This is a genomic window from Treponema sp. Marseille-Q4523, from assembly GCF_016901105.1.
Lineage (GTDB): Bacteria > Spirochaetota > Spirochaetia > Treponematales > Treponemataceae > Treponema_D.
Genome location: NZ_JAFEVM010000018.1, coordinates 1 through 23,833 on the forward strand (window position 1 = coordinate 1; position 23,833 = coordinate 23,833).

22 protein-coding genes are annotated in these 23,833 nt (G+C 49.9%); 3 read left to right on the top strand and 19 right to left on the bottom strand.

What is annotated here, in order from left to right; all coding sequences use genetic code 11:
- On the bottom strand, positions 1-207 hold a 207-nt coding region (locus JSQ97_RS07060; protein WP_205075409.1), incomplete at its 3' end, for a hypothetical protein.
- A gap of 319 nt (positions 208-526) precedes the next feature.
- Between JSQ97_RS07060 and JSQ97_RS07065 the strand changes: the two genes are divergently transcribed.
- Positions 527-673 carry a helix-turn-helix domain-containing protein gene (locus JSQ97_RS07065; RefSeq protein WP_239447017.1) on the top strand — a complete coding sequence of 49 codons (147 nt, stop codon included), beginning with the start codon at positions 527-529 and terminating at the stop codon, positions 671-673.
- A gap of 44 nt (positions 674-717) precedes the next feature.
- Here the strand turns inward: JSQ97_RS07065 and JSQ97_RS07070 are convergent, their stop codons facing one another.
- The 17 genes from JSQ97_RS07070 to JSQ97_RS07150 all read right to left on the bottom strand — a co-directional run bounded on the left by JSQ97_RS07070 (position 718) and on the right by JSQ97_RS07150 (position 19,821).
- Positions 718-1,374 (bottom strand): GntR family transcriptional regulator, encoded by a 657-nt coding sequence (locus JSQ97_RS07070; RefSeq protein ID WP_205075410.1) that lies wholly within the window; start codon positions 1,372-1,374, stop codon positions 718-720.
- Positions 1,375-1,385: 11 nt separating this feature from the next.
- Positions 1,386-2,669, bottom strand: coding sequence for an L-cysteine desulfidase family protein (locus JSQ97_RS07075; protein WP_205075411.1), 1,284 nt, complete (start codon positions 2,667-2,669; stop codon positions 1,386-1,388).
- A gap of 5 nt (positions 2,670-2,674) precedes the next feature.
- Positions 2,675-3,298, bottom strand: a complete 624-nt coding sequence (locus JSQ97_RS07080) for a dihydroxyacetone kinase subunit L (protein ID WP_187384099.1) — start codon at positions 3,296-3,298, stop codon at positions 2,675-2,677.
- A gap of 96 nt (positions 3,299-3,394) precedes the next feature.
- Positions 3,395-4,402 carry a dihydroxyacetone kinase subunit DhaK gene (locus JSQ97_RS07085; protein ID WP_187384100.1) on the bottom strand — a complete coding sequence of 336 codons (1,008 nt, stop codon included), beginning with the start codon at positions 4,400-4,402 and terminating at the stop codon, positions 3,395-3,397.
- Positions 4,403-4,464: 62 nt separating this feature from the next.
- The gene (locus JSQ97_RS07090; RefSeq protein ID WP_205075412.1) at positions 4,465-5,175 is read right to left on the bottom strand and encodes an ABC transporter ATP-binding protein; all 711 of its coding nucleotides are present in this window, start codon (positions 5,173-5,175) and stop codon (positions 4,465-4,467) included.
- A complete protein-coding gene (locus JSQ97_RS07095) occupies positions 5,162-5,959 on the bottom strand; it encodes an ABC transporter ATP-binding protein (RefSeq protein WP_205075413.1) in 798 nt (265 codons plus the stop codon). The genes JSQ97_RS07090 and JSQ97_RS07095 overlap by 14 nt, the downstream gene beginning before the upstream one ends.
- Positions 5,956-7,011 (bottom strand): branched-chain amino acid ABC transporter permease, encoded by a 1,056-nt coding sequence (locus JSQ97_RS07100; RefSeq protein WP_205075414.1) that lies wholly within the window; start codon positions 7,009-7,011, stop codon positions 5,956-5,958. The genes JSQ97_RS07095 and JSQ97_RS07100 overlap by 4 nt, the downstream gene beginning before the upstream one ends.
- Entirely contained in the window at positions 7,008-7,883 is an 876-nt protein-coding gene (locus JSQ97_RS07105; RefSeq protein WP_205075415.1) for a branched-chain amino acid ABC transporter permease, read from the bottom strand. Before JSQ97_RS07105 ends, JSQ97_RS07100 begins: the two co-directional genes overlap by 4 nt.
- Before the next feature lie 186 nt (positions 7,884-8,069).
- The gene (locus tag JSQ97_RS07110; RefSeq protein WP_239447018.1) at positions 8,070-9,221 is read right to left on the bottom strand and encodes an ABC transporter substrate-binding protein; all 1,152 of its coding nucleotides are present in this window, start codon (positions 9,219-9,221) and stop codon (positions 8,070-8,072) included.
- Positions 9,222-9,321: 100 nt separating this feature from the next.
- On the bottom strand, positions 9,322-9,819 hold the full coding sequence (locus JSQ97_RS07115; protein ID WP_370590042.1) for an L-2-amino-thiazoline-4-carboxylic acid hydrolase: 498 nt from the start codon (positions 9,817-9,819) through the stop codon (positions 9,322-9,324).
- A 301-nt stretch (positions 9,820-10,120) separates the two neighbouring features.
- Complete coding sequence (locus tag JSQ97_RS07120) at positions 10,121-10,432, bottom strand: PG0541 family transporter-associated protein (protein WP_205075416.1); 312 nt, start codon at positions 10,430-10,432, stop codon at positions 10,121-10,123.
- 10 nt (positions 10,433-10,442) lie between these two features.
- Positions 10,443-13,598 (bottom strand): efflux RND transporter permease subunit, encoded by a 3,156-nt coding sequence (locus JSQ97_RS07125; RefSeq protein ID WP_205075417.1) that lies wholly within the window; start codon positions 13,596-13,598, stop codon positions 10,443-10,445.
- A gap of 97 nt (positions 13,599-13,695) precedes the next feature.
- Positions 13,696-14,625, bottom strand: coding sequence for an efflux RND transporter periplasmic adaptor subunit (locus JSQ97_RS07130; RefSeq protein WP_205075418.1), 930 nt, complete (start codon positions 14,623-14,625; stop codon positions 13,696-13,698).
- Positions 14,622-16,028 (bottom strand): TolC family protein, encoded by a 1,407-nt coding sequence (locus JSQ97_RS07135; RefSeq protein WP_205075419.1) that lies wholly within the window; start codon positions 16,026-16,028, stop codon positions 14,622-14,624. The genes JSQ97_RS07130 and JSQ97_RS07135 overlap by 4 nt, the downstream gene beginning before the upstream one ends.
- A 196-nt stretch (positions 16,029-16,224) precedes the next feature.
- Positions 16,225-17,454 (bottom strand): TetR/AcrR family transcriptional regulator, encoded by a 1,230-nt coding sequence (locus JSQ97_RS07140; RefSeq protein WP_205075420.1) that lies wholly within the window; start codon positions 17,452-17,454, stop codon positions 16,225-16,227.
- A gap of 140 nt (positions 17,455-17,594) precedes the next feature.
- On the bottom strand, positions 17,595-18,770 hold the full coding sequence (locus tag JSQ97_RS07145) for a MalY/PatB family protein (protein WP_205075421.1): 1,176 nt from the start codon (positions 18,768-18,770) through the stop codon (positions 17,595-17,597).
- Positions 18,771-18,918: 148 nt separating this feature from the next.
- Complete coding sequence (locus JSQ97_RS07150; protein ID WP_205075422.1) at positions 18,919-19,821, bottom strand: M15 family metallopeptidase; 903 nt, start codon at positions 19,819-19,821, stop codon at positions 18,919-18,921.
- Between the two features lie 323 nt (positions 19,822-20,144).
- Between JSQ97_RS07150 and JSQ97_RS07155 the strand changes: the two genes are divergently transcribed.
- Entirely contained in the window at positions 20,145-21,512 is a 1,368-nt protein-coding gene (locus tag JSQ97_RS07155) for an MATE family efflux transporter (protein ID WP_205075423.1), read from the top strand.
- Positions 21,513-21,531: 19 nt separating this feature from the next.
- Complete coding sequence (locus tag JSQ97_RS07160; RefSeq protein ID WP_205075424.1) at positions 21,532-22,032, top strand: GNAT family N-acetyltransferase; 501 nt, start codon at positions 21,532-21,534, stop codon at positions 22,030-22,032.
- A 47-nt stretch (positions 22,033-22,079) separates the two neighbouring features.
- Here JSQ97_RS07160 and pheT read toward each other — a convergent pair whose 3' ends face one another.
- Positions 22,080-23,825, bottom strand: coding sequence for a phenylalanine--tRNA ligase subunit beta (pheT, locus tag JSQ97_RS07165; RefSeq protein WP_205075425.1), 1,746 nt, complete (start codon positions 23,823-23,825; stop codon positions 22,080-22,082).
- Positions 23,826-23,833 lie beyond the last annotated feature (8 nt).

Here is a 23,833-nt window from a genome sequence, read left to right on the forward strand (position 1 = left end):
ATCATTATCGTATTCATCATACGGAATTGTGTTTATTTTGTTATTCAATATAAAAGAAGTAATTAAACCGGAAAAACCGCTTATATAAAAATTTACTTCCATATCTTTTAATCCAAAAAGCCATAAAATAAACATAAAAATATTTGCAGTAATAAAAACACTGCTGCCGATAAAAATCTTACTATACACACTTTTCTTTAATTTCATTTTCCATTCTCGATACTCATAAGATAAATTATTTACTTTACAAAAAAATCAGGGTATGCCGTTCGCAAAGCATTTATATCCGCAAAAACATACGTCGACTGCACGCGATATTTGCCGACCGTCGTCTCAATAATCATACTGTTCGCTCTATGCGTTTGACAAGGGAGGGGCTGCTATATCGTTCGCGTTAAAAACGGTATTATATACGCGATTGCGTTGTATGACAGGCGAAACATGAGATACGCCGGCTGTCGGGATATTCGTATTCGATGTTCCGCAGAATTTTTCGATTTTGACCGGAACGACTTTATCGGAATACATGCGGTTCAGAAAATTGACGCATGCGGCGGAGGCTCTGAGAGAAACGGATAAAAAGATAATCGATATTGCCCTTGATGCCGGATACGATTCACCCGATTCGTTCGGTCTCGCATTTAAAAATTTTCACGGCCGTACGCCGACGTAAGTCAGCAAGGGAAACCGTTTCCGCGCCCCTCTCCCGACGGCACTTTAATTTCCGGGTGTAAAAAATTCCACAATGTCTTTCTGCAAACACTCGACCGCCGCTTGCCTGTTTCCCTCCGTTAAATAATTGATAAGCTGTTTGTGATAATTTGCGCCGCTTTGCACCCGTGTAAGATGCAGTGTTTTCCAATACGAACGCACGTACGCGATACCGAGCGCGCGCATAACGGCGGCAAGCTGTTCGTATGAAAAAACACTGTTCGAAAACGAAAAAAGTGTCAGATGAAACGTACAATTTTTTTCCCAGTGTTCGAGCGCCTCCCTCTGTTCCGGCTTACTGTAATCTTTATATACCAACTTCTCCAGCTGTGCGATCCGATCCTCGGTTATCGCATCCCAATTCCGATCGAGATATCCGCATTCCAATACGACACGGTAATCAAGCATTTCCAAAACAGCTTTATCGGAAATCGCCGATACTTCATATCCGAAACGCGGAATACTTTTTAATAATTTTTCATTGCACAGCGAAATAAGCGCTTCACGGATCGGCGATTTACTTACATCGAATTCGTCGACAAGAGATTTTTCCGTAATGATGTCACCGGATTTGTATTCATCGCGGATGATGCGTTGAAGGATGATATCGTAATACACATCTTTCAACGTATTGCTGGAATACTTTTGTCGTGTCGCTGCCATGATCGGAAACCTTATTTTTCCAACATGATATGCAATATTTCGGTGTCGGTTGAACGCATTCCGTCGCGGCCCATGCGGCCGAAACTTCGTATCGTGTCTTCCGCCGATTTTTTTACGAGCCCCTCACCGCTTTTAAACGCGATACCTTCACGAGAGCCGAGTTCAAATCCCAATATGGCGGCGTCTACAGCCGATGCGATTTTTGCCGCGCACGACGGTTTTGCTCCGTCACACACGATACCGCCTACATCGGCAAGCGTATTCGTAATCGTACGCGCGACGGCATCTTCATCGCCTCCGTGCAAATACGTGATACCGCATCCCGCTCCGGTCGCAGCGCATACCGCCCCGCAAAACGCACTCAAACTGCCGATATACCGCTTTTGCAAAAGCGCGATCAAATTTGCCAAAACGAGGGCGCGGATCAATTTGTCGTGCGGGACATTCCATTCTTTCGCATATTCGATCACCGGCAGCGATACCGTCATCCCCTGATTGCCGCTGCCGCTGTTTATGACGACGGGCAGCGGACATCCGCTCATACGCGCATCGCTTCCCGCCGCGGCCGCAGCCCGCGCACGCACGCGTACGTCGTTTTTATCGTATAATTTTTCGAGCGTGCGTCCGACCTTCGCTCCGTATTCGCGTGCAAGCCCCTCTTTCGATATGGCGGTATTGTATTCGATCTGCCGTTCGATAACGGCGCGCACATCGTCGATGTTCACTTCGTCCGCAAAGCGGATGATATCCCGTACCGAAAGCAGCGATTTGTTCGCTTCATTTCCCGCATCGGTTTTTACACCGGTCGATTTCACATCGATCAGTACCTTTCCGTTCTTTTCGACGTATGCGATATTCGTATGCTTTTCCGAAACGACGACAACCGCCGTATCTTCTCCGCTTTTTGCCGTCACACGGATATACAGATTGTCTTTACCGTCGACAAGACTGCACGTACAAAAACCGGAATCGACAAGCTGTTTCGTTTTTTTAATCTGCTCTTCGGTGATTTTCGAAAGCACTTCCAAACCGATTTCAGCATCTCCGCCGACGGCGCCGATCGTCGCCGCTACATCGATCCCTTTCAAACCGCCGGAGTTCGGAACGGTCACGCCCTGTACGTTTTTGACGATATTGCCGCTCGCTTCGACCCGTATCGTTTCGGGAAAACTCCCGAGCACGTCACGTACTTTTGCCGCCGCAAACGCGATGGCGATCGGCTCGGTACAGCCCAGCGCAGGAACAAGTTCGGTTTTGAGGATCGCTACGTATGCATCGTATACCTTTTTGTCCATGATAATTATTTTCCCTGACAATACGTATTTATCGCTTCAAACAAGAGTTTGCCGACGACCGATCCGCCGTCGAGCACTCCGATACTTTTTTCCGCATAATAGGCCGCACGTCCGTGTACCGCTTTCATATTTTTCGTATTTTCCGAACCCTTTGCGGCGGCGGCGGCGGCAGCTTCGAACGCTTTTTTTTCACCGTCGGCGCTGTGCTTTTCAAGTTCATCGACTGCGGGAATAAAGGCGTCCATGATCGTTTTTTCTCCGGCCTTCGAACCGCATTTTTCACTGATCGCTTCGATCCCCGCTTTAAATGCGGCACTCGTTTCCGCCAAATCGATATCCGTTTTGCCGCGCATCGCTTTCGCCATACCCATAATGCCGATCGACGTAATCGTCCCGAGCGACGACGGCGCCTTTTCGTTAAACGTCATCCCCATCTTCATAAATAATTTTCCCAAGTCAGTTTCATCGGCGGTATCGAGAAAATCGCTCACCGCTTTATAACCTTCGCTCATGGAAATACCCAAATCGCCGTCACCGTTCTGCTGGTCGAGCTGAATGAGATAATCTTTGTTTTTCGTCATCACATCGCTTATGATTTTACATGCACCTTTTACATCCTGTGCGTTCATCGGCATCCTCCGAAAATTAATAATTTTAAACGGGCTGCCCAAAAGCTGAAAGTTTCGGGCAGTTTCGACATCTTTTGTATATTTTTTCAATAATAATTATTTATTTTCATTCGTATAGAACGGAGTCGATGCCGGAGCGCGGAGCAATTCTTCAAGCTGCGAATCGAGTTTGAATACGGTGATCGACAAACCGGCCATCTCCATAGACGTCGCGAATTCTCCGATGTGCGGCATAAAAATGCTCACATTTTTTGCGGCAAGCATCTTTGCGATCGAACGATAAACGATGAGCTGCTCTTCAAGCGGCGTCGCGCCGAGTCCGTTTACCATAACCGAAACTTTATCGCCGGAAGCGAGCGGCATATCGGCAAGGATTTTGTCGAGGATGACTTTTGCGACTTCATCGGCCGTCATCATTTTGCGCACTTCGATCCCGGGTTCGCCGTGGATGCCCATTCCTACTTCGATTTCATCGTCGTTGATGGAGAACGTCGGCTTTCCGACTTCCGGAACGATGCACGGAGAAAGCGCGACACCCATCGTTCTGATATTTGCAAGCGCCTTTTCGGCAACGGAAGCGACTTCGTCAAGCGACATCATTTTATCGGCGGCCGCACCGGCAACTTTAAACGCATACACCATACCCGCAACGCCGCGACGTTTGGCCGCGGTTTCTTTTGCGCTGGAAGCGACGTCGTCACACACGAGTACGGTTTTCGTTTTGATATCATCCATGTCGACCATTTCGCAAGCCATGTCGAAATTCATTTTATCGCCGCCGTAGTTTCCGTACAGGCACAAAACGCCGCTGCCGCGGTCGCACGCTTTAATCATATTTGCCATCTTCTGAGATGACGGAGAAGCGAACACATTGCCGATCGCGCAGCCGTCGAGCATACCGCTTCCGACATAGCCCAAAAACACCGGCAAGTGACCGCTGCCTCCGGCCGTCACGATGCCGACTTTACCGTCTTTTACGGGATAACCCGAAACGAGCACGCGGCAGTCGCCGTCGAGAAAATGCACTCTGTCGCCGTACGCAAGTTCGATGCCTTCCATCATTTCATTTACAAAATCTTCCGGTTTGTTAATAATCTTTTTCATACGCACCTCCATATTGATATTGATTTAATAATTTATATTGCGGACAATCGATTATGACGCTGTCATCCGCCCAAATACGCTTTGATCACCTGCGGATCGGAAAGCAATTCTTTTCCGGTTCCCTCCATAATTACTTCGCCCGTCGCAAGAACATAACCGCGATCCGCGATCGACAAGGCCATCGATGCATTCTGTTCGATCAGTAAAATCGTTTTGCCGTCCGCTTTCAGCTTGGCAAGCAGTTCGAAAATTTCTTCGACGATGATCGGCGCAAGTCCCAGCGACGGTTCGTCGAGCATGATGATATCGGGCTTGAGCATAAGTCCCCGCGCGATCGCGAGCATCTGCTGCTCCCCGCCGGAAAGAGAACCGCCCGCCTGCTTTTCGCGCTCTTTTAGACGGGGGAACAATGTATACTGCTCTTCGACGAGAAGCGGTATATCTTTATTTTTTATCGACGGATTTCCCATCGTTCCCGTAACAAGATTTTCGTAGACCGTAAGAGCCGGGAAAATCCTTCGTCCTTCGGGAATATGCGCGAGTCCCATTTTTACGATTCTATCGGGAGCGAGGTTCGTAATATCCTTGCCTTTAAACGTAATCGTTCCGCCCGATTTTGGCACGAGGTTTGAAATCGCCATGAGCGTACTTGTCTTGCCGGCGCCGTTTCCGCCGATGAGTGTGACGAGTTCTCCGCTTTGCACTTCGATATTTTCGTCTCGGAGCGCGGATATGCTGCCGTAATTGACGCTTAAGTTTTTAATGCTGAGCATAGGACTCCTCCCCCGTCAAAAGGCCTTTGCCGAAATACGCTTCTCTCACTTCTTTATCGTTTTTTACGATATCGGGAGTGCCCTCGCATATCTTCTGTCCGAAACTGAGCACGAGAATTTTTTTGCACGTCCCCATGACGAATTTCATATCGTGTTCGATGACCGCAATGGTGTATCCCAAGTTATTGAGTTTAATAATAAATTCCGAAAGCGATTTCGTTTCGTTCGGATTCATACCGGCAGCCGGTTCGTCGAGCAAAAGAATTTTCGGATTCAACGCAAGCGCGCGTGCGATTTCAACTTTGCGCTGAATGCCGTACGGCAAATTGCCCGCAAGCGTATCGGCATACTCTTCAAGTCCGATCATCGAAAGAATTTCAAGTCCTTTTTGCGCGGCGAATTCTTCATCGTTTTTATACGTTTTATCCCGGATAATCGCATCCGCAAATCCCGTTTTCAATTGAAGATGAAATCCGATTTTAATATTTTCCAAAACGGACATAAAGCGAAACAGCATGATATTTTGAAAAGTACGCGCCATTCCCTTGGCTGCGACACGCTCGGGTTTCATGCCGGTAACGTCCTCGCCGCAGAAGAGGATTTTACCGGACGTCGGATAGTCCATTCCCGAACACACATTGAAAAACGTCGTTTTGCCCGCACCGTTCGGTCCGATGATACCGAAAATATCTCCGGCTTCGATTTCCATGCTGACTTTTTCCACGGCTTTAAGACCGCCGTAATACTTACACACGTTTTCCGCTTTTAAGACAGGAGTATTCATTTTGAGACCTCCGTATCGCGTTTTCCGTCAGCGCTTTTTGTCTCACCCGCCTTCGCCGCCCTCTTTACGAAACGGCGCAGGCTGAGATTTCCCGCGACGGCCGAAGCGCCGACAAGCCCCTGCGGACGGAACCACATCATGATGATTATTAAAAGCGCGTATGCGACGAGCCGCCACTGGCCTATCGGTCGCAGCACTTCGGTAAGAAAGTTGACGATTATTGATCCGACGACGGGGCCGACGAGCGTCCCCTGACCGCCGATGATAACCATCGACAGGATGTTCCACCCTTCATCGAGCGTAAAATACGTCGAATCGATAAAGCGCACGTATGGAGCGTATATGGCTCCCGCAACGCCGATCCAAAATGCGCCGTACATAAAATTCGAAATTTTGTACCGAGAGGAATCCACACCGAGACTTTTCGCCGCAAGTTCGTTTTCGCGTATCGACATCCATGCCCGCCCGATCCGCGAATTGATAACACGGTGCGACACGAACAAAAACAAAAGCGCGAACCCGAAAAACACGTAATAGTAGCGGCGCGGATTTCTGATTGCGATACCGAAAAACTGCGGGATCGGAATGCCTTTTATGCCGAGCGCGCCGCCGGTAAGACCCGTCCAGTTAAGCGCGACAAGACGTGCGATTTCGGAAAAACCGAGCGTCACGATCGACAGATAGATACCGCTCATTTTAAGCGTCGGAAGCGCGACAAGCAGTCCGATAATCGCAGTGATAAGGCCTGCAACAGGAAGTATAAACCAAAAATTCCACGCGGCGCGCGTCGCAAGGATTGCTTCGGTATATGCACCGACGCAAAAAAATCCGGCGGCTCCGAGACAAGTCATCCCGCTGTAGCCGTTGATGATATTCAATGCACCGGCGAGAAGCGCATACAGGCAGATGCGGCACATAACACCCATAAAATAGCTTTTGCCGTATACCTGCGGAACGGCAAGCATCACCGCAACCAGAACGACGGCAGTGACGACGACATGCTTTTTACACCATGCATTTACGGAATACAATGTATCGACGACCGCTCTCATACTTTTACTCCGCGCTTTGAAACGAAGCCCGTCGGCTTAATAATTAAAACGGCTATCAAAAATCCGAATGCGAATATATCGCGGAAACTCGCCGACGAAATCATGATGCCGAAATTTTCGATTATGCCGATACACAATCCTCCGAGCGCGGAAAACCGCACGTCGGTCAAACCGCCGAGCACCGACGACGAAAACGCTTTCATACCCATCGAACCGCCCATCGTCGCCTGCAGCATTTGATAATAAATGCTCGACAAAAGCCCCGCAATGCCGCCGAGTCCGCAGCCGAGACAATTTCCGAGCATCGCCATACGCTTTACATTGATGCCCATCATGTATGAAGCAGTTTTATCCTGACTGACCGCTTTAAGCTTGATACCGAATTTTGTACGGGAAAACAAAAACGACAGCGCCGCGGCGAGGAGAATGACCGTTATCATTATCAGCAGCTGTACCTGCGATATCTGAACCGTACCGATTTTGAAAAAGCGCGGAGCGATAACGTCGAGCATGGGCTTTTGATTCGGACCGAATATGATCTGCGCAAGATTTTTAACAAGCATCGAAAAGCCTATCGTACAGAGAAGTGAAATATGGCGCGGAGCCGTAAAAAAATTTTCATAACAAATTTTATATACGAGGATGCCGATCAGCCATGAAGCGATAAAACTCGATATGATGCCGAGTACGATATTGTTTCCGCAAAGCTCGAACGTATAAAAAGCCGCAAACGAACCGATCATGATCACTTCACCGTGCGTAAACGTAACCATACCGACAACGCCGACGACGACCGAATATCCGATAGCCATGAGCGCATATACCGCACCCTGACACAGTCCGTTTATCAAGTGATTTAAAAAATACTCCATACCCGGGCATCCTCCCCAAGTGCTTGAAATCGGCGACCGAATGAAAACGGCCGCCGACAACGCATTTTATTCGTGCGGCGGGTTTAATACCCCGACGCTTGCGTCGTAACAAAGGGTATTAAAGCCGACTGCAACCACCTTATGAGAACAACATACCCCGATGCTTGCGTCGGGGTTGTTGATTAATTATTTTTTGGAATAATCGAATCCGGCCTTTACGACATACTGGCCTTTTTCGACGGCGCAAATCATATACACGCGTGTGATATCGCCTGCGGGGTTGAATTTAAGAGGGCCGGTGATTCCCGTAAAATTGCCGGAAGCAAGATTGTCGCGAATCGCTTTGCGCGTGATTTTGTCGGGAGCGCAGCGAGCGATGGCATCCGCCATGAGGTATACGCAATCGTATGCGCACGCGGGGTGAACGGTCGGTTGGAAGCCGGCTTTTTTCGTAAATTCGTTTTTCCACGCCGTGAGTTTCGGATCCGCGGGATCGAAGAAGAACGGGGTCGAAAGCAAAAGACCTTCCGAATTTTCTTTTGTCAAATTAATAAGCTGTTCGGATGTTCCCGGTCCGAGTGTCGTCAACGGAATATTCCATCCGGCCGCGCGGATCTGATTGATAACCTGCGGAACGGCGCCCTGATCCATAATAAGCACGACATCGGGACGAGCGGAACGCAGACGCGTGATGAGTGAAGAGAAATCTTTTTCATCCTGAACATAACTTACATTTGCGACGATATCGAGACCGACAGCACTCGCTTCTTTTTTAAAATTGTCGAATGCCGAAATGCCCCAATCGCTGTTGATGTAGATAACGCCGACTTTTTTTACGCCCATGTATTTATTTAAAATATAGCGCGCAAAAAACGGAGCTTCGCCGTCCTGCCGTCCCATAATGCTGAAACACCAGTCGCTCATACCGGCATACGTCGGATTCGATGCCGTCGGAGAAAGCTGTACGATACCGGCCTCATCAACGATCGGAGCGTTCGCCATGCAGCAACCGCTGGTAAAATCGCCGATGATCGCAAGAATCTTATCGTCATCCGCAAGCTGGCGTGCAAGGTCGGAACTTTCTTTTTGATCGCCTTTCGAATCTTTTATAACGAGAGTCAACTTCCGGCCATGGACGCCGCCCTTTGCATTGATTTCATCGACAGCCATCTGACCCCCGACTTGAAATCCCTTTCCGTATTCGGCATTTGTTCCGGTAAGCGGCGCCAATACGCCGAGTTCAATCACATCGCCGGCAGCGCCGTCGGAAGAACCTGTCGCCCATGTAAAGCCGGCACATAAAAGCACCGCCGTCAGAACAACAATCAATTTTTTCATACACACCTCCTGGTTTTTGCCGCCATATAATCCGCGATAAACGGTTTTATCGTCATTTACGGGCAAAACCTTCTATCGTTTCGCTTATGGCTTCATGCTTTTATCTGTGAAATACAAGCTCACAAGTCGGACATCCCTTTGCAATCGTATCGCCCAGGTCAAGCTGCAGCCCCATAGCTTTCGCGATACCGCGGTCGCCGTCCATCGCCATATCGCAAAGTTTTTCGCACGTTTCATCGTCGAAGCCGAGTTTTTGCCACGCGCTGCACAATGCGCAATAATTGAAGGAAATGTGCAACTTATCTTCATCGGCTTGAATGTTGTCCATGTGAAAAGACGCTTTACCGACATCGTTTAAAAAAGCTTTTTCGAATTGACGCGGATCGGAAGGATCTTTACAGCGTTCCCGAAATCCGCCCCCGTGAATTCCGCCGCAACGCATAATCGCTTTGCGTATGATTTCTTCTGCGTTCGAAACACCTGCTTTGCGCAGTTCGTCATAAATCAATCCCATCCATGTAGCGCGATGCTCGATTTGAGCACGGTTCACCTCCGCTTCAGGGGAAACGCGGTCGGGATTGTTCACGATTTTTGACACCTTACACCTCCATCTTTTCTGTGCTTTACAGCAAAATATCCAGCTCACGGCAGTTTGTAATATATCAGTAATATCTTACAAACTGCTTATGGATAAGTATAAGGCCACTTTTTAAATAACGCAAGTTTTTTTTACAATCTTTTTTGAGAATTTTCGCCGCTCGAAAAGCGCCGTTTCGGTAGCGGTTGACACCACAGCGACAATGGCAGCAGGCAATTCCTGCAAATTTTAATCACTTTTTCAGAAACGCCGTATCATAACAAAGACTCTCCGCGTTACGCCGATAAAATCTCGCGCGGCGCTAAAACTCTTCCGCTTCGTTTATAAAACAGCCGACACATTCGGTCGGGTATTTTTCACGCAGCTTTTTAATAATCGCTTTCAGTTCCGCTTCTTCGTCGCGGTCGCAGTAGATGATATACATCGCATTGAGCTGCGGCCACACCGAGTCTCCGAGCCTCGGATTACCGTAACCGGCGCCCATCACCGAAGGAATTTTCGTAAAGTGCAATCCGACTCTGCGTTCGGCAAATTCCTGCTGAAAATCTTCTTCGAGCGCCTGCGAAAATATGATCTCCATTCGAACGCGCCGTATTCCGTTTATTTCGTCCATAGTAACTCCGTTACGCTTCGCGAGTGCGAAGCAGTTTTCGCTCAAGCTTCCGCTGTCGTCTCGAATTGACGATATAATACACGGTCGGCATCACAAAGAGCGTCATCAAAGAACCGAAGGTCATACCGCCGAACACCGTCAAACTTATCGGCTGCATACTTGCCGAGCCCTCGCCGGGGAAAAACGCCATCGGCATGAGCGAAATGACGGTCGTAAGCGTACTCATCAAAATGGGGCGCAGGCGGTTTCGCGCGGCTTCGACGCACGCATCTTCGAGCGCAAGGCCGCGCTTACGCAGCAGATTCGTGTAGTCGACGAGGACGATACCGTTGTTGACGATCGTACCGACGAGAACGAGTACGCCCATAACGGTGACGACGCTTAAACGCGAACCGTTGAGCGCGTAGATCGCGATGACACCGATAAAGGACAGCGGTATAGTAAACAAAACGATAAACGGATCCATAAACGACTCGAATTGACTCGCCATGACGATAAACACGAGGATCGACGCCATTATGATAATCAAACCGAAATTTCTCACGGCTTCCATCATATCTTCATAGTCGCCGGAAAATCCGATGCGCACGTTTTCGTCTTTCGGGATATTCGCATTTATAAGTTTTTGTATTTTATCCTGCACTTTATCAAGCGAAAGTCCCGACACGGGCTTAGCCGTGATGTGAATGACGCGCGCCTGATTTTCGCGTAAAATCGTCACGGGAGAAGTCGTCTCTTTATAGTGCGCGAAATTCGAAAGCGGGATGCGTTCTCCCGAGGCGTTTACGATCGAAAGCAAATCCAAATCGGCAAGCTTCGTTTTATCTTTTTTCGAAAGCCGCACGATGACGTCGATGTCGTCGCCGTTGTCGGTATAACGGCTTGCAGTCGTACCGTTGATGAGCGCCGCCACTTCACTTCCGACCGTATATACGTTTACTCCCAACTCGTACATACGCTCGCGCTCGAATACCAATTCTACCTGCGGCAGCCCGTCTTCCAAATCGCTTGAAACTTCGGTGACGACATCCTGCGCCTGCTCTCTTAAAAGCTCTTCAAGCTGAGCACCGGTTGCACGGAGTTTGTTCAGATCGTCGCACTTGACATTGATGCTCATACCGCCGGTGGACATACCGTTTTGATTTTGCGCGAAGCTCACTTTGACACCCGGTATTTTATTAAAATATTTTCGAAGCTTCGCCTTTGCCGACTTTTCGTTGTCCCAGCCCTTTTCGCGCTCTTCTGCCGGATACAGCGTAAACGTCACGGTTCCGGTATTCGTTCCCGACGTCGATGAAAATATATCCGTTCCGCCGACCGTCGTCGATGAATATTTGACACCTTTTAATTCCTGCGTCGCCGTCGTTTCAAAGCCCCGAAGCGTATCGTCGGTGACTTCGAGCCGAGTTCCTTTCGGCAATTCGAATTTGACGGAAACGGTATTCGATGCGGGTTCCGGCATAAAAATAAAACCGATGAATTTGACGGCCGCAACGGACAACACCAACAAGCCTATGAGTGAAAAAATACACAGTTTACGACGGTGCAATACGAATTTCACGCCGCGTGCGTAGGCATCGTCGAGAAGCGAAAAAAAGTACGTAAACCGGCGGTTGATTTCGAACCGCACGCCTTCTCCCCTGTCCGCGAGTTTATCGATGCGGAGATACTTCGAGCTCAGCACGGGTACGAGAACGATCGCGACGACGAGCGAACACAAAAGCGAAAAGATTATCGTCATTGCAAGATCGTTGAATATCTGTCCCATCATGCCGAGCTGACCTTTGAACATGAGCATCGGAAGAAAAATACATACCGACGTAAACGTACTCGCGCTGATCGAAAGGATCATCTCCTGAGAGCCGAGCACTGCGGCAACGCGCGGCTTCGCGTCTTTTTGCCGGTACGCGTAGATATTTTCGAGGACGACGATCGAGTTGTCGACGAGCATACCGATGCCGAGCAGCAAACCCGCCATAGAGATCATGTTGATCGAAATCTTCGTAAAGTACATGAGAAAGAGCGTGATGAAAACCGACACGGGGATCGCAAGTCCGATGATGACCGTACTCTTAATCGAACGCAAAAAGATAAACAGCACGATGACCGCAAGCAGCGCGCCTTGGATGACGGACTTTACGACTTCCGCAATCGTCTGCTCGATGATATCCGTATCGTTCGACGATTCGATGATATCGACGTCGGACGGCAATTCGACTTTTATAGCCTTGACCGCCTTGCGCACGGCGTGCGCCGCGTTTACGGAATTTTTTCCGCTCTGTTTTTGGATGTTCAGTATAACGCAGGGTGTTCCGTTCAAATAGGCGAGTGTGTTTTCGTCTTTGTAACCTTCGTACACGTCGGCGACGTCGCGCAGGCGGATCGTTGTAATGCGAGGCCTCGCCGATCCCGGAGCGGCCGACGCTTTATACGAAATGACGGTATTTTTCAAATCTTCGACGCTCGTGTATTTGCCGCTCGTTTTTATCGTGTAATTGATATCGCCGCTCGTGATCGTACCGCCGGAACTCTGTACGTTTTGCGAACCAATCATCTGCGCGACGGAAGTGATCGAAAGACCGTATGCTTCGAGCCGGTCGCGCGGTATGTCGACGTTGATCGATTTTTCGCGGCCGCCGACAATCTCGGCAGACGCGACGCCGTCGATCTGTTCGAGGCGCGGCTGTACGATATCTTTCGCGTATCGGCGGAGTTCTTCGGGCGTTCTGTTCCCCTGCAGCGCGAGCGCCATGATCGGCATGAGCGACGGATCGGCTCTGATCGTCGTAGGGGAAGATGCACCCGTCGGCAGATAACTCCGCACCAAATCGATCTTATCGCGTATTTCGGCGACGGCAGCATCGAGGTTCGTATTGAAATTGAATTCCATAAAAATCAGACTTAAACCAGACGACGACTGCGATTGCATTTTTTTCAAACCGGTCGCACCGGAAAGCCCGTTCTCCAATATGCGCGTCAAACTCTGCTCGACTTCTTCCGGTCCCGCATTTTTGTATTCGGTATAAACGAGCATATACGGCAGCTTCATATTGGGATACATATCGACAGGGAGCTGCGTCGTACAGTAAATACCGAGTCCGATGAGCGCGATAAACGTCAGCAATACGGTAACGGGCTTATTGACGGAGTATTCCGATAATGTCATTTACGACTTCCTTAATAATTAATAAATTGAATATCGATGCTCAAAACGCTCGGAAAATTCCGAGTTTTAGAAAATTCGAAATTGACCTGATCTCACTTCAGTTTGCGGCACCGACTATGTTTACCTTTGCGCCGTCGTTCAAGAGCGTCTGCCCTTTTACGACGATTTCATCGCCTGCAGAAAGCCCGCTCGTAATTTCCGTACGGTTGTCGACGGAGATGCCTTCCGTTACCGCCAGCATTTTTACGACGGCTGCTTTATCGCTTTGCGACTGAGACGCAATTGCAAATATGTACGGCTTACCCGCCCGCGTGATGACAGATCCCGACGGGACGACGATCGCGTCTTGTATGCTGTCGGTGATGAGGCGGACGCTTCCGTACATACCGACTTTAATGCGTTCATCGGGCGGAGAAAGATGCAGCTTTACCGCCATCGTCCGCGTCGTCGTGTTGAGGACGGGAGACACTTCGACGACCTTTGCCGTAAAGTCGATGCCGGGATAAGCTGCAAACTGCGCGGTCGCCGACTGGCCGCGTTGAATGCGGCTCACAAAGCGTTCGGGAATATTGACGCGGATTTCCAAATCGTCCGTGCTGCCGATCTGCACGACGGGCATCGTCTGAGAAACCGTCGCACCGACCGACGGCATCGATGTGATGATCCTTCCGCTTACCGGAGCGCGCACGGGACTTTCGCTGTACGACATGCCGGGACGGCTCGCGTCGACGTATGCGATCACTTGATCTTTTGCAACCGTATCGCCGATGTTCGAAAGCACGCGCGAAATTTTTCCGCTCATATCCGGCAGCACGTCGACCGCCGAAACCGATGCGACGTCTCCTCCGAATTCGAGATATTGATCGAGGTTGCCCTTTTCGATTTTATATGTGTTGACGGCGTAGACGATATCGTCTCCTTCACCGCCGGCGGCAGCCGTATTTTTTTTGCAGCCCGCGATCGAAGCGATTATTAAAACGAGCGATAAGATGCGGGCGATTTGTATAAAGCGATTCGAATATTTCATCGAGTTCCTCCGTTTGTCGTTGCTGCGGCGCTCTTTACCGTCAAATCCGTATTCAACGTTTCTTCGAGATTGAGCAATGCCGTAATATATTGATAGCGCTGATTCGCCAAACCGAGCCGTGCTTGATTGAGCTGACGTTCCGCATCGCGGAGGTCGAGCAGTTCGGTCGTACCGTTTTGATACGAACGCAGCGTCATCGCATACGAGCGCTGCGCAAGTTCGACGTTGCGCTGCATCGAAGCGATCTGGCGTTTTGCCTGATCGAGCGTATTGATCGCAGTGCGCACTTCGAGCTTTTGATTTTCAGTAAGCTGTTCGCGCGAGATTTTAAGCTTTTCGAGATTCGCGCGAAGGTCTTTCGCTTTTTGGCGGTTCGAGGAAAACGGCAGCATATTCGTGATGTTCCACGCGAGCGTCGCACTGAACGCGCCGTTATCGTTCCAATTATCCTTATCGAACCAATTCGAATCGAGGGCGTCGCGCAGCATCGGCTGATAATTCCAATTCAAAGACAGTGCCGGCGAAAAACTTGCAAAATCGAGTGCCGAAAGATTGTACTCGAGCGTTTCGATATTGTTGTCGAGGGAGCGCAGAGCAAGCGACGAGTTCCCGTACGTCGCGATCAAATCGTCGGCATCGACATCGATAAGAGCGGGATCGATCGAACCCGCAAGTTCGATCTTCGTGCCGGAAGGCATACCGAGCAAAAACACGAACATATCAAGCTGCTGCGCGAGAGAAGTTTCCGCCTGCTCCGTTTCGGGAATTTGATTTTCATACTGCACTTGCGCCTGCAAAAGCTGCAGTTCGGGAATCCTCCCGTTTCGATAATTCACCGCCGCCTGCACGCTCCGCCGCCGTGCGTTTTCGAGCGTTTCCCGCTGAATCGCGAGGTTGTCCCGCTGCAGCAAAAGACCGAAAAACAGCTTTTTAACATTGGTAATCGTTTTTCGCTCGGTTTGTTCCCGCGTGATTTGGCCGCCTTCATAGCCCGCCTTTGCCGCACGTATTTGACCGATGTACGCAAGGCTTAAATTCAGTCCCGCGCTCAAGTTCCCGACAGCCGCCCAGTGCATGCTTTCGGTTTCCGAAACGGGCGGTCGACCGAAAAATCGCAACAGAGTATTTTGCTGCTCGAGCGATGAACTGATATCCGTCGTACGGCTGAGCGTTCCCGTCGCTTGCACGTCGGGTAAAAATACGTTCCACGCATTGTCGGACGCGCGCTTGGCTATCTCCAAATCGATATCCGCACTTTTGAGCGCGCGGCTGTGGGCACGCGCATAGTCGACCGCTTCATCGATCGTCAACGTTACCGTTTCGCCGCTTTGAGCGAACGAGCGCAGCACGACGCTTAAAAAAATTAATAATATCGCTTTGTATTTTTTATTGCATATATTCATCTTAGCTCCTAAGTTCATACAAATTATTAACCGCACCCGAAACATCGCTTATTAACTGTGCGCTCTCGCGCACCAATTCAACAGTCTCCAAAATTGATATTTTATTCGACTGTTGAATTTTAAGGAACGGTATCACCGCAGCCGTCTTCCGTGCCGTTTGCACGAACGACTTCGCGCTTTGCAAGTGCCGCGATCGTCAGCTTCCGCCCCTCTTACGAACGGCAGTGTTGCCGATCCCCGATTCCGTCATCGCGTATAATTTTTTCAATGCGGCAAACATACGCTTGTCCGAAAAACCGAGCCTCCGGCAATGGATAAACATCGTAACGACGATCGCGAAAAACCAGCCGAGAACGCGTTGAGAGGTCGGGGGTATACCGACATCGGGAAGCGAAGCGATAAAACGCTTCCAATAAACCGAATCGTATATCGTATCGACGAAATCCGGCGCTTCAGCACGATCGACAAAATCGTTGATGCCGATGAGACTCGAACAGATATCGACTGTCTCGGGATACTTTATAAAATACAGCAGTTCCGTTCGGAGGACGGCGTACGTACATTCTTCATCCGTCGTCAAACCGTCCATATTTTCGGCGATCATACCGTGCATTCGAATCACTTCGTTTTTTATAAGCGATTCGACCATTTCGTTTTTACTTTTATAGCGCGAATAGAGCGAACTTTTAGCGAGATGCAATTTTTTTGCCAAGCGTTCGATCGTAATGCCGACCGCTCCGTATTCGGACACGACGGAAGCGAGTGCAAGAAGTTCGTCGGTAAGCGGCGCTTTCTTTTGCATTGCGGATTTAAAACGCGCATCGAGCTGTGCGAGCCGCTTTCTTTCGGGAATATTTTTTCCGATACCGTTTTCAATCAGGGCTGCAAGTTTATTCGCAAAGTCGGCGGAGTCCGCAAGGTTCGGAGTATTCGTATCGAGCGCGTCGAAACGGATCAGCGTAAAAATAAAAATCGTCGTACCGACGTAGATGCTCGTCACATAAAGATCCGTATCTTTGATCGAACCGTCCCTTGCAAAAAGCGAATCGAACACCCGTATGCTGCGCTTCCGCAATTCCCGTACAAAGGCTCCTTCGTCTACGATACATTGCTGCGATTGAAAATACATGACGTATTCGCGGTGATTGACGAGAAAATCGACCGCCTCGGACATCGCTTCGATGCGCTTGCCGTTTTGATAGCATTCGAGCATCCGCCGCACGACTTCCGCGATGCCGTCGAACATGCGCGCATTCATCGCTTGTCTGATCGACGCTTTGCGCGGAAAATGCTTAAAGATGGCCGCTTTACTGATGCCGACTTTTTGCGCGATCTGAGACAGCGAAATATGCGTAAATACCGGCTTGCGGTAAAACGAAAATGCTGCGTCGATTATTTTGTCCCGCGTTGAAACGCCTTCCTTCATACAATTCCCAAACAGTTCCGTAGGTTACCGATTGTTCGGTAACCTACGGAACTATAGCGAATTGTTAGAATTTTGTCCAGAGAGGGCTGTCTCAAAACTCGGTTATTTTTTCGACAGTCCCTGAGGGCACACCGTTCGTATTATTTCCGCTTAGCGCAGTACGCGCGCACTCCCGCTTTCAACCGCGCAAGTCCGTCGCTCACCGTCGACTTCGGACAGGCGACGTTCATGCGAAGAAAAGAGCGACCGTTTCCGCCGTAAATCGCGCCTGCAGTAAGGTAAAGCCCCGTTTCGCTTCTGATAAAACGCGCAAGGTCGTTCGAGTCTTCGGTGATTTTCGAGCAGTCGAGCCACAAAAGATACGTCGCGTTCGACGGAACGACAAAGATTTCGGGTATTTCATTTTTAACAAATTCACGCACCGCCTTTTTATTTTCGAAGATGTATGCGCGAAGTTCGTCGAGCCACACCCCGCCTTTCGTAAATGCCGCAGCAGCAGCGATACATGCGAATACATTCGGCTCGGCAACTTCATCGGTGTTGAGCTGCCGATCGATCTTCGCGTGAAGCTTGGGATTTTTCGAAAACACGGCGGCAGTGTGCAGCCCTGCGATGTTGAACGCTTTCGAGGCTGCAACGCAGGAAACGCTGTTCATCGCGCAGGTTTCCGAAACCGATGCGAACGGAACGTAGGCGGCACCGGGATCGGTGAGGTCGCAGTGGATTTCGTCGCTTATGACGATAACGCCGTACTTCGCACAGAGTTTTCCGATGCGTTCAAGCGTTTCGGCGTCCCAGATTTTTCCGACGGGATTGTGCGGGTTGCACAAAATAAAAAGAGACGTCTGCGGATCGGCGAGCTTTTTTTCGAAATCCGCAAAATCGATTTCGTACGCGCCGTCTTTATACGCAAGCGGGCTTTCGAGAATGCGCCTTCCGTTGTTGACGATCGAATTGAAAAAAACATTGTATACCGGCGTCAAAACAACGACGTATTCGGCGGGCGTCGAAAATTTCCGCACGGCGCTCGAAAGCGCGGGTACGACGCCCGTACAAAACGAAAGCCATTCTTTTTCAATCGCAAAGTTATGCCGCGCCTTCCACCAGCCGATAAGGGCATCGTACCAATCGTTTTCGATGACCGGATAACCGAACACGCCGTGCTTTACGCGTTCCGAAATCGCATCGATTATTTCCGGCGCCGCTTTAAAATCCATATCGGCGACCCACATCGGAAGTTCACCGTCTTTTACATCCCATTTATACGATGCCGTATGTTTCCGATCGACGATCGTATCGAAATCATATACTGCCATTTTTATTGTCCTCCGTAAATAATTTTTCATTTTGCGTGTACGCAATTATATACGCTTTATTAATTTTTATACAAGCCGATTATTAATTTTTGCGGTGTGCTTCATCGAACCGTACATAAACGGTATTTGATTTGTCTTTACTTATCTGTTATCCGTTCAAAGCGTATGCGATCAGTTCGGGATGATATTCGAAGTGCATATTGTCCCAAATCGGCCACTTGCCGCCCCAGATAAATCCTTCCGATTCAAACGCTTCGATCACTCCGGCCGGCGGCATCCAGCGTTTTTCGAGCGGCAGCGTCATCCATCCGTCGGGATCGATATCGCGCCGCCATGCCCAGTAGATATTTTTTTGTCCCCAACCGCGCGGCAGAACGTCGAGCGCGATGCCGTAGCTGTGAAACGAACGCGAAGCGCGGTCGCCGATTTCCCTCCAGTTGTAGCTGTCTACGCGCGCCAATTCGTCGATAAAGCGCTGCACGGCGGCATCGGTTTTTGCACGATCGCGGATTTTGTTTTCGACGCGCGCAAGCGGTGCAAAAATCCGTTCGTGCGCATTCGTATATTTACCGAGAAACGACACGCGCTTTATGTGCGTTTCGGTCGATTGCCGTGTCGCGCAGTCATAAATCGCATTGAAAAAATAGGGCGATGTGCCGGCCTGACGCGAACGGTTTTCCGCCGAAGAAAAATTGCGCAGGCGACGTATGTCTTCTTCGGAGAACGTCGCAGGATCGGGAACTTCTTTTGCGTAAGGATAGAGGATCGGCCAATAAGATCCGCGCTCGGCAAGTTTATCTGCAGGAAGCATTTTGCCGTCCGCCCAATACAATACCGCCGCTTTACGTCCCGATCTGCCGCTTTGCACGACATCGATTTTAAAATCGGCGAGCTCAGCGTCATAGACCGCGGTAAAAGAAATATCGGGGTAAGCATTGCGGAGAATGCCGAGCTCTTTCGGCTCGGGCGGAGCGGCGAAAAACGATGCCGTAAAAAATACGAACGGCAGCGATGAAAAAAAATATTTTAACCGGTGTTTCGATATGTGCATCGACTACTCCAAAAAGGTGCCGAAAAAATGCCCTATAGGGAACCTCTAAAAACTGCAGTTTTTAGAGGTAACTTTGAAAATGCGATGTTGTAACTCGCGATAACACAGCGAGTTACAACTCGTCAGCATCTCGAAAAAATCGCTAAAGGTGAGTTTTTCGAGATGCCCTATATACGAAAAAAATATAAGAACGGCAAGTTACGCGCGAACATATTGTTTTGACAAACATTTTATTGTATTGTAAAAAGACGTCGGGTTTCATTTGTTTTCGAATCGGACGGTACTCTTTATACGATGAGCGCGATGAACGCGCGGGGTTGATTATGACTGCATTGCCGGGGTTTTACAGCACGCTTTTTACGATTGCCATTCCGATCGTCTTGCAGAATTTTTTGCAAACCTTCGTCAACATGCTCGACACGGTGATGGTCGGCAGGCTCGGTGCAACGGAAATTGCAGCGGTCGGTCTCGGCAATCAGATTTTTTTTATCCTCAATATGATGCTCTTCGGCATTTCAAGCGGCGGCGCCATCTTTGTCGCGCAGTATTGGGGCAAAAAAGATATCGCCGGGATCCGCCGTACGCTCGGCATTACGCTTGCGCTTTCCTTCGTCCTTTCTCTTGCTTTTACCGCAGCGGCACTTTTTTTTCCTCACGAATTGATTTCGCTGTATTCTTCGGATGAGCGCGTCATCGCTCTCGGCGGCCGGTATCTGCGCTGCATCGCTCCGAGTTATCCGATGCTTGCGCTGAGCTTTGCGTTTCAGCTGGCTTTCCGCGCGACCGAACACGTACGGCTGCCGACGGTAAGCACGGCAATATCGTTTTTCGTAAACGTCGTTTTCAATTATCTTTTGATTTTCGGCGCCTCCGTTTCCGTTTTCGGAACCGCCCTAACCGTACCGGCGATGGGGGTACAAGGTGCCGCGATCGCGACGGTGATTTCCCGGTTCGTAGAGCTTGCGATCACGGTCGGTTGGTCGTATCGGAAAAAATATGAAGCGTGCGGTCGTTTTACCGAACTCTTTTCGTTCGATCGCGATTTCCTCGCGCGCTTTGTCAAAATCGCGCTTCCCGTCATCATAAACGAAACGCTGTGGGGCTTGGGGATCACGATGGAGCATTCGATTTTTTCGCACGCGAGTACCGACGCGCTTGCAGCGTTCAATATAACCGGAACGATTTCCCAGCTGACGTGGGTATTTTTTATCGGCGTCGGAAACGGCGCGGGGATCATCATCGGAAAAAAAATCGGCGAAGGTGCCGAAGCGGAAGCGCGCCGGTATGCAAATCGATTCGCATGGTTTATGCCCGCGATGGCCGTCCTTATCGGCTCTCTGCTCTTTCCGCTTTCGCTCGCGCTTCCCCTTCTGTTCAATGTCGGTCCGCATATCATCCGTCAAGCGCGGCTTATGCTGCGCATCCTCATGTGCGTCTATCCGGTAAATGCGTTCAATATGTTTTTCATCGTCGGTATGTGCCGCTCAGGCGGCGACACGATTTACGCGGCAATCAACGACGGCGTATGGATGTGGTTCGTCGCGATCCCGATCGCATACATAGCGGCTTTTGTGCTGCACGCGGAACCTTACGTTATCTATGCGTGTTTGCAGATCGAACAAATTTTTAAATCCGGTGCGGGTCTGCTCCGCGTGCGCAACGGCAAATGGCTGCACAACGTTACGCACTAGATTAATAAATAGGGGCAATATGACGATTCGAAACGCTCTGCAAAAAGATTTCGACGATATCCTGCGTATCTATGCGCGCGCCCGCGAGTACATGAAGCACAGCGGAAATCCGACGCAGTGGAGAGAAAACTTTCCGCCGGAGACATTAATAAACGATGACATACGGGAAAAACGAAATTACGTCGTCGAAGCGGACGGCGGCATACACGGAGTGTTTGCATTTATCCTAGGCGACGATCCGACGTATGCGCGCATCGAAGGCGCGTGGAAAAGCGATGCACCCTACGGGACGATTCACCGTATCGCAAGCGACGGCGAAGTAAAAGGCGTTTTTGCCGCAGCGATCGCGTTTTGCAAAACACGCAATTCTCACCTCAGAATCGACACGCACGCCGACAACAAAACGATGCGATGTGCGATCGAAAAAGCAGGTTTCAAAGAATGCGGCATCATCCGTGTAGCCGACGGTACTCCGCGCATCGCATACGAACTTATGCCTGAGGAAGCGGAGTTTCGCTGATCTCGCGAGCAAACACTGAAAAAATCGCTGAAACCGGAAGCTCTCTTTCAGAAGCTTTCGAGCAAGGCTTCCAAATCGATTTCGCCCGCGACGCAGGGCACCGTCACTGCCCAGTTTTCGAGCACTTGCGGATCGACTTCGCCGAAGACACCGACTGCTTTGCCGCCTACGATAACGGATGCTTGACGGCCGACGATAAAGCGCAGATCGGAGCTTTCTTGTACTTTATACGTGTGGTCGAGAAAATACAGGAGAGCGGCGACTTCGCTCGCCCCGTCGTTGAAGTTCGCATTTGCCGCCGCCGTCAAAAAGCCCAAGTGTTGGCGTGTACGCGTGCCGGTATTTTCTTCGTCGCAGAGGTACGCGACTTTGCCGATTTCGAAAATCTTGTGCGGAAACTGCGCGTTCGCCGATTTGCTTTCCGCGCGGAGCAGAGAAGATATCATCTCCGGTCTGATAAATTGATAATTTTCGCTCATCGGATTTGCGATTTCGATAACGCTCGATTCGTCGATGAGCATATTGTCGATGTAATCGCGGCGGCTTCCGACATAGTTGAAAATCATCTCCTGATAGCCGAGTCCGACCATAAGCGTTTTCGCTTTACGGCTGAACTGCGTTATCGGCAAAAGCCTGCCGATCGTAAAATCGCTCGGGCTTTGCGGTTCGAACGAATCGATATCGCGCCCGATCATCACGTCTTCGATCACATCGACTTCGTGTAAAAAATCGTTGCGGTAGGGCGGAGGAAAGAGCGTAAACTCTTCGTCGTCTTTTCCGCCGATCGTCAATTTTTTTACCGTCGCTTTATCGCCCATGCGGTAGAGCGCGGCGCAGACTTCGTCCGCCGTAAACGACGAGCCGAGCATTTTATTGATATGTGAAAGATAGGCTTTTGTCGGAACTTGAAAATAATACGGACATACGACCGTTTTACCGAATTTCGTTTCGTAAGGATAGTCGACGCGCATCGGAAGAATTTCGTAGCCGCTTTCGAAAAAATCGCAAGCGACGATGTTCGCCGCGAGCATAAGGCTTTCCATATCGTCGCCTGTCAGTTCGACCATTAAGCCCGTGTCTCCGACTTGTACCGCACCGAGCGTCGCGCTGTTGATGATCGGCGCCATCGACATGATTTCGCCCTTGTCGTCGACGAGCAGCGGAAATTTTTTGAAATCTTTTAAAATCCAGCCGTATTCTTTTCCTTTCGGATGGTCGCTCAAAATTTGCCGGCACGTCATGGGCTCTGTGCACTGCAGCGGCACAAAAGACGTTGCGTCGGGATCGACGGCTTTATAATGCACGGGAAATGCGATGTCGGAAACACGGTACACGCCCATCGAAATCGTCTTCCGCTTGCGTCCGAAATTCCACGCGAGTTTTTCCTGCGTTTGAATGATATCTTTCAGCATCGCATCGTCGATCGCTTTTCCGGAAATCACGAAAGCGACGATGTACGGACGGATATGCTGCAGTTCGGCGTCCACGGTGACGATGCGGTTGGCCGGATCTTTTATCGCATCGGGAGCCGACATGAATTTTTGATAATCGGCGTGCGCCGCTCCGTCGTGCAGGGAGAGCTGCCGCGCGATGCCGACCGTCGACCACAGGTCGGGGCGATTCGTATCGTTGAGTTCGATTTTAATAACGCGCTCATCTTCAGGCTTGGACGCGTCGGGCTTTTCATCGAGTTCGGCTTTTGCGCAGGGCAATTTTTTTTCAAGCGTATCGTAATCGTATTTTTTTCCGAGCAAAGTGAAAAAACTTTTTTCGTTGACTTCGATTTTGGGCATTTCTATCC

Bases quoted from the DNA above. Each gene is read 5' to 3' on its own strand.
- JSQ97_RS07105 (WP_205075415.1), bottom strand. From the start codon at position 7,883: ATGGAGTATTTTTTAAATCACTTGATAAACGGACTGTGTCAGGGTGCG.
- JSQ97_RS07080 (WP_187384099.1), bottom strand. From the start codon at position 3,298: ATGAACGCACAGGATGTAAAAGGTGCATGTAAAATCATAAGCGATGTG.
- JSQ97_RS07135 (WP_205075419.1), bottom strand. From the start codon at position 16,028: ATGAATATATGCAATAAAAAATACAAAGCGATATTATTAATTTTTTTA.
- JSQ97_RS07150 (WP_205075422.1), bottom strand. From the start codon at position 19,821: ATGCACATATCGAAACACCGGTTAAAATATTTTTTTTCATCGCTGCCG.
- JSQ97_RS07155 (WP_205075423.1), top strand. From the start codon at position 20,145: ATGACTGCATTGCCGGGGTTTTACAGCACGCTTTTTACGATTGCCATT.
- pheT (WP_205075425.1), bottom strand. From the start codon at position 23,825: ATGCCCAAAATCGAAGTCAACGAAAAAAGTTTTTTCACTTTGCTCGGA.
- JSQ97_RS07140 (WP_205075420.1), bottom strand. From the start codon at position 17,454: ATGAAGGAAGGCGTTTCAACGCGGGACAAAATAATCGACGCAGCATTT.
- JSQ97_RS07160 (WP_205075424.1), top strand. From the start codon at position 21,532: ATGACGATTCGAAACGCTCTGCAAAAAGATTTCGACGATATCCTGCGT.
- JSQ97_RS07125 (WP_205075417.1), bottom strand. From the start codon at position 13,598: ATGACATTATCGGAATACTCCGTCAATAAGCCCGTTACCGTATTGCTG.
- JSQ97_RS07085 (WP_187384100.1), bottom strand. From the start codon at position 4,402: ATGAAAAAGATTATTAACAAACCGGAAGATTTTGTAAATGAAATGATG.
- JSQ97_RS07065 (WP_239447017.1), top strand. From the start codon at position 527: ATGCGGTTCAGAAAATTGACGCATGCGGCGGAGGCTCTGAGAGAAACG.
- JSQ97_RS07100 (WP_205075414.1), bottom strand. From the start codon at position 7,011: ATGAGAGCGGTCGTCGATACATTGTATTCCGTAAATGCATGGTGTAAA.
- JSQ97_RS07075 (WP_205075411.1), bottom strand. From the start codon at position 2,669: ATGGACAAAAAGGTATACGATGCATACGTAGCGATCCTCAAAACCGAA.
- JSQ97_RS07120 (WP_205075416.1), bottom strand. From the start codon at position 10,432: ATGGACGAAATAAACGGAATACGGCGCGTTCGAATGGAGATCATATTT.
- JSQ97_RS07070 (WP_205075410.1), bottom strand. From the start codon at position 1,374: ATGGCAGCGACACGACAAAAGTATTCCAGCAATACGTTGAAAGATGTG.
- JSQ97_RS07090 (WP_205075412.1), bottom strand. From the start codon at position 5,175: ATGCTCAGCATTAAAAACTTAAGCGTCAATTACGGCAGCATATCCGCG.
- JSQ97_RS07145 (WP_205075421.1), bottom strand. From the start codon at position 18,770: ATGGCAGTATATGATTTCGATACGATCGTCGATCGGAAACATACGGCA.
- JSQ97_RS07095 (WP_205075413.1), bottom strand. From the start codon at position 5,959: ATGAATACTCCTGTCTTAAAAGCGGAAAACGTGTGTAAGTATTACGGC.
- JSQ97_RS07110 (WP_239447018.1), bottom strand. From the start codon at position 9,221: ATGAAAAAATTGATTGTTGTTCTGACGGCGGTGCTTTTATGTGCCGGC.
- JSQ97_RS07130 (WP_205075418.1), bottom strand. From the start codon at position 14,625: ATGAAATATTCGAATCGCTTTATACAAATCGCCCGCATCTTATCGCTC.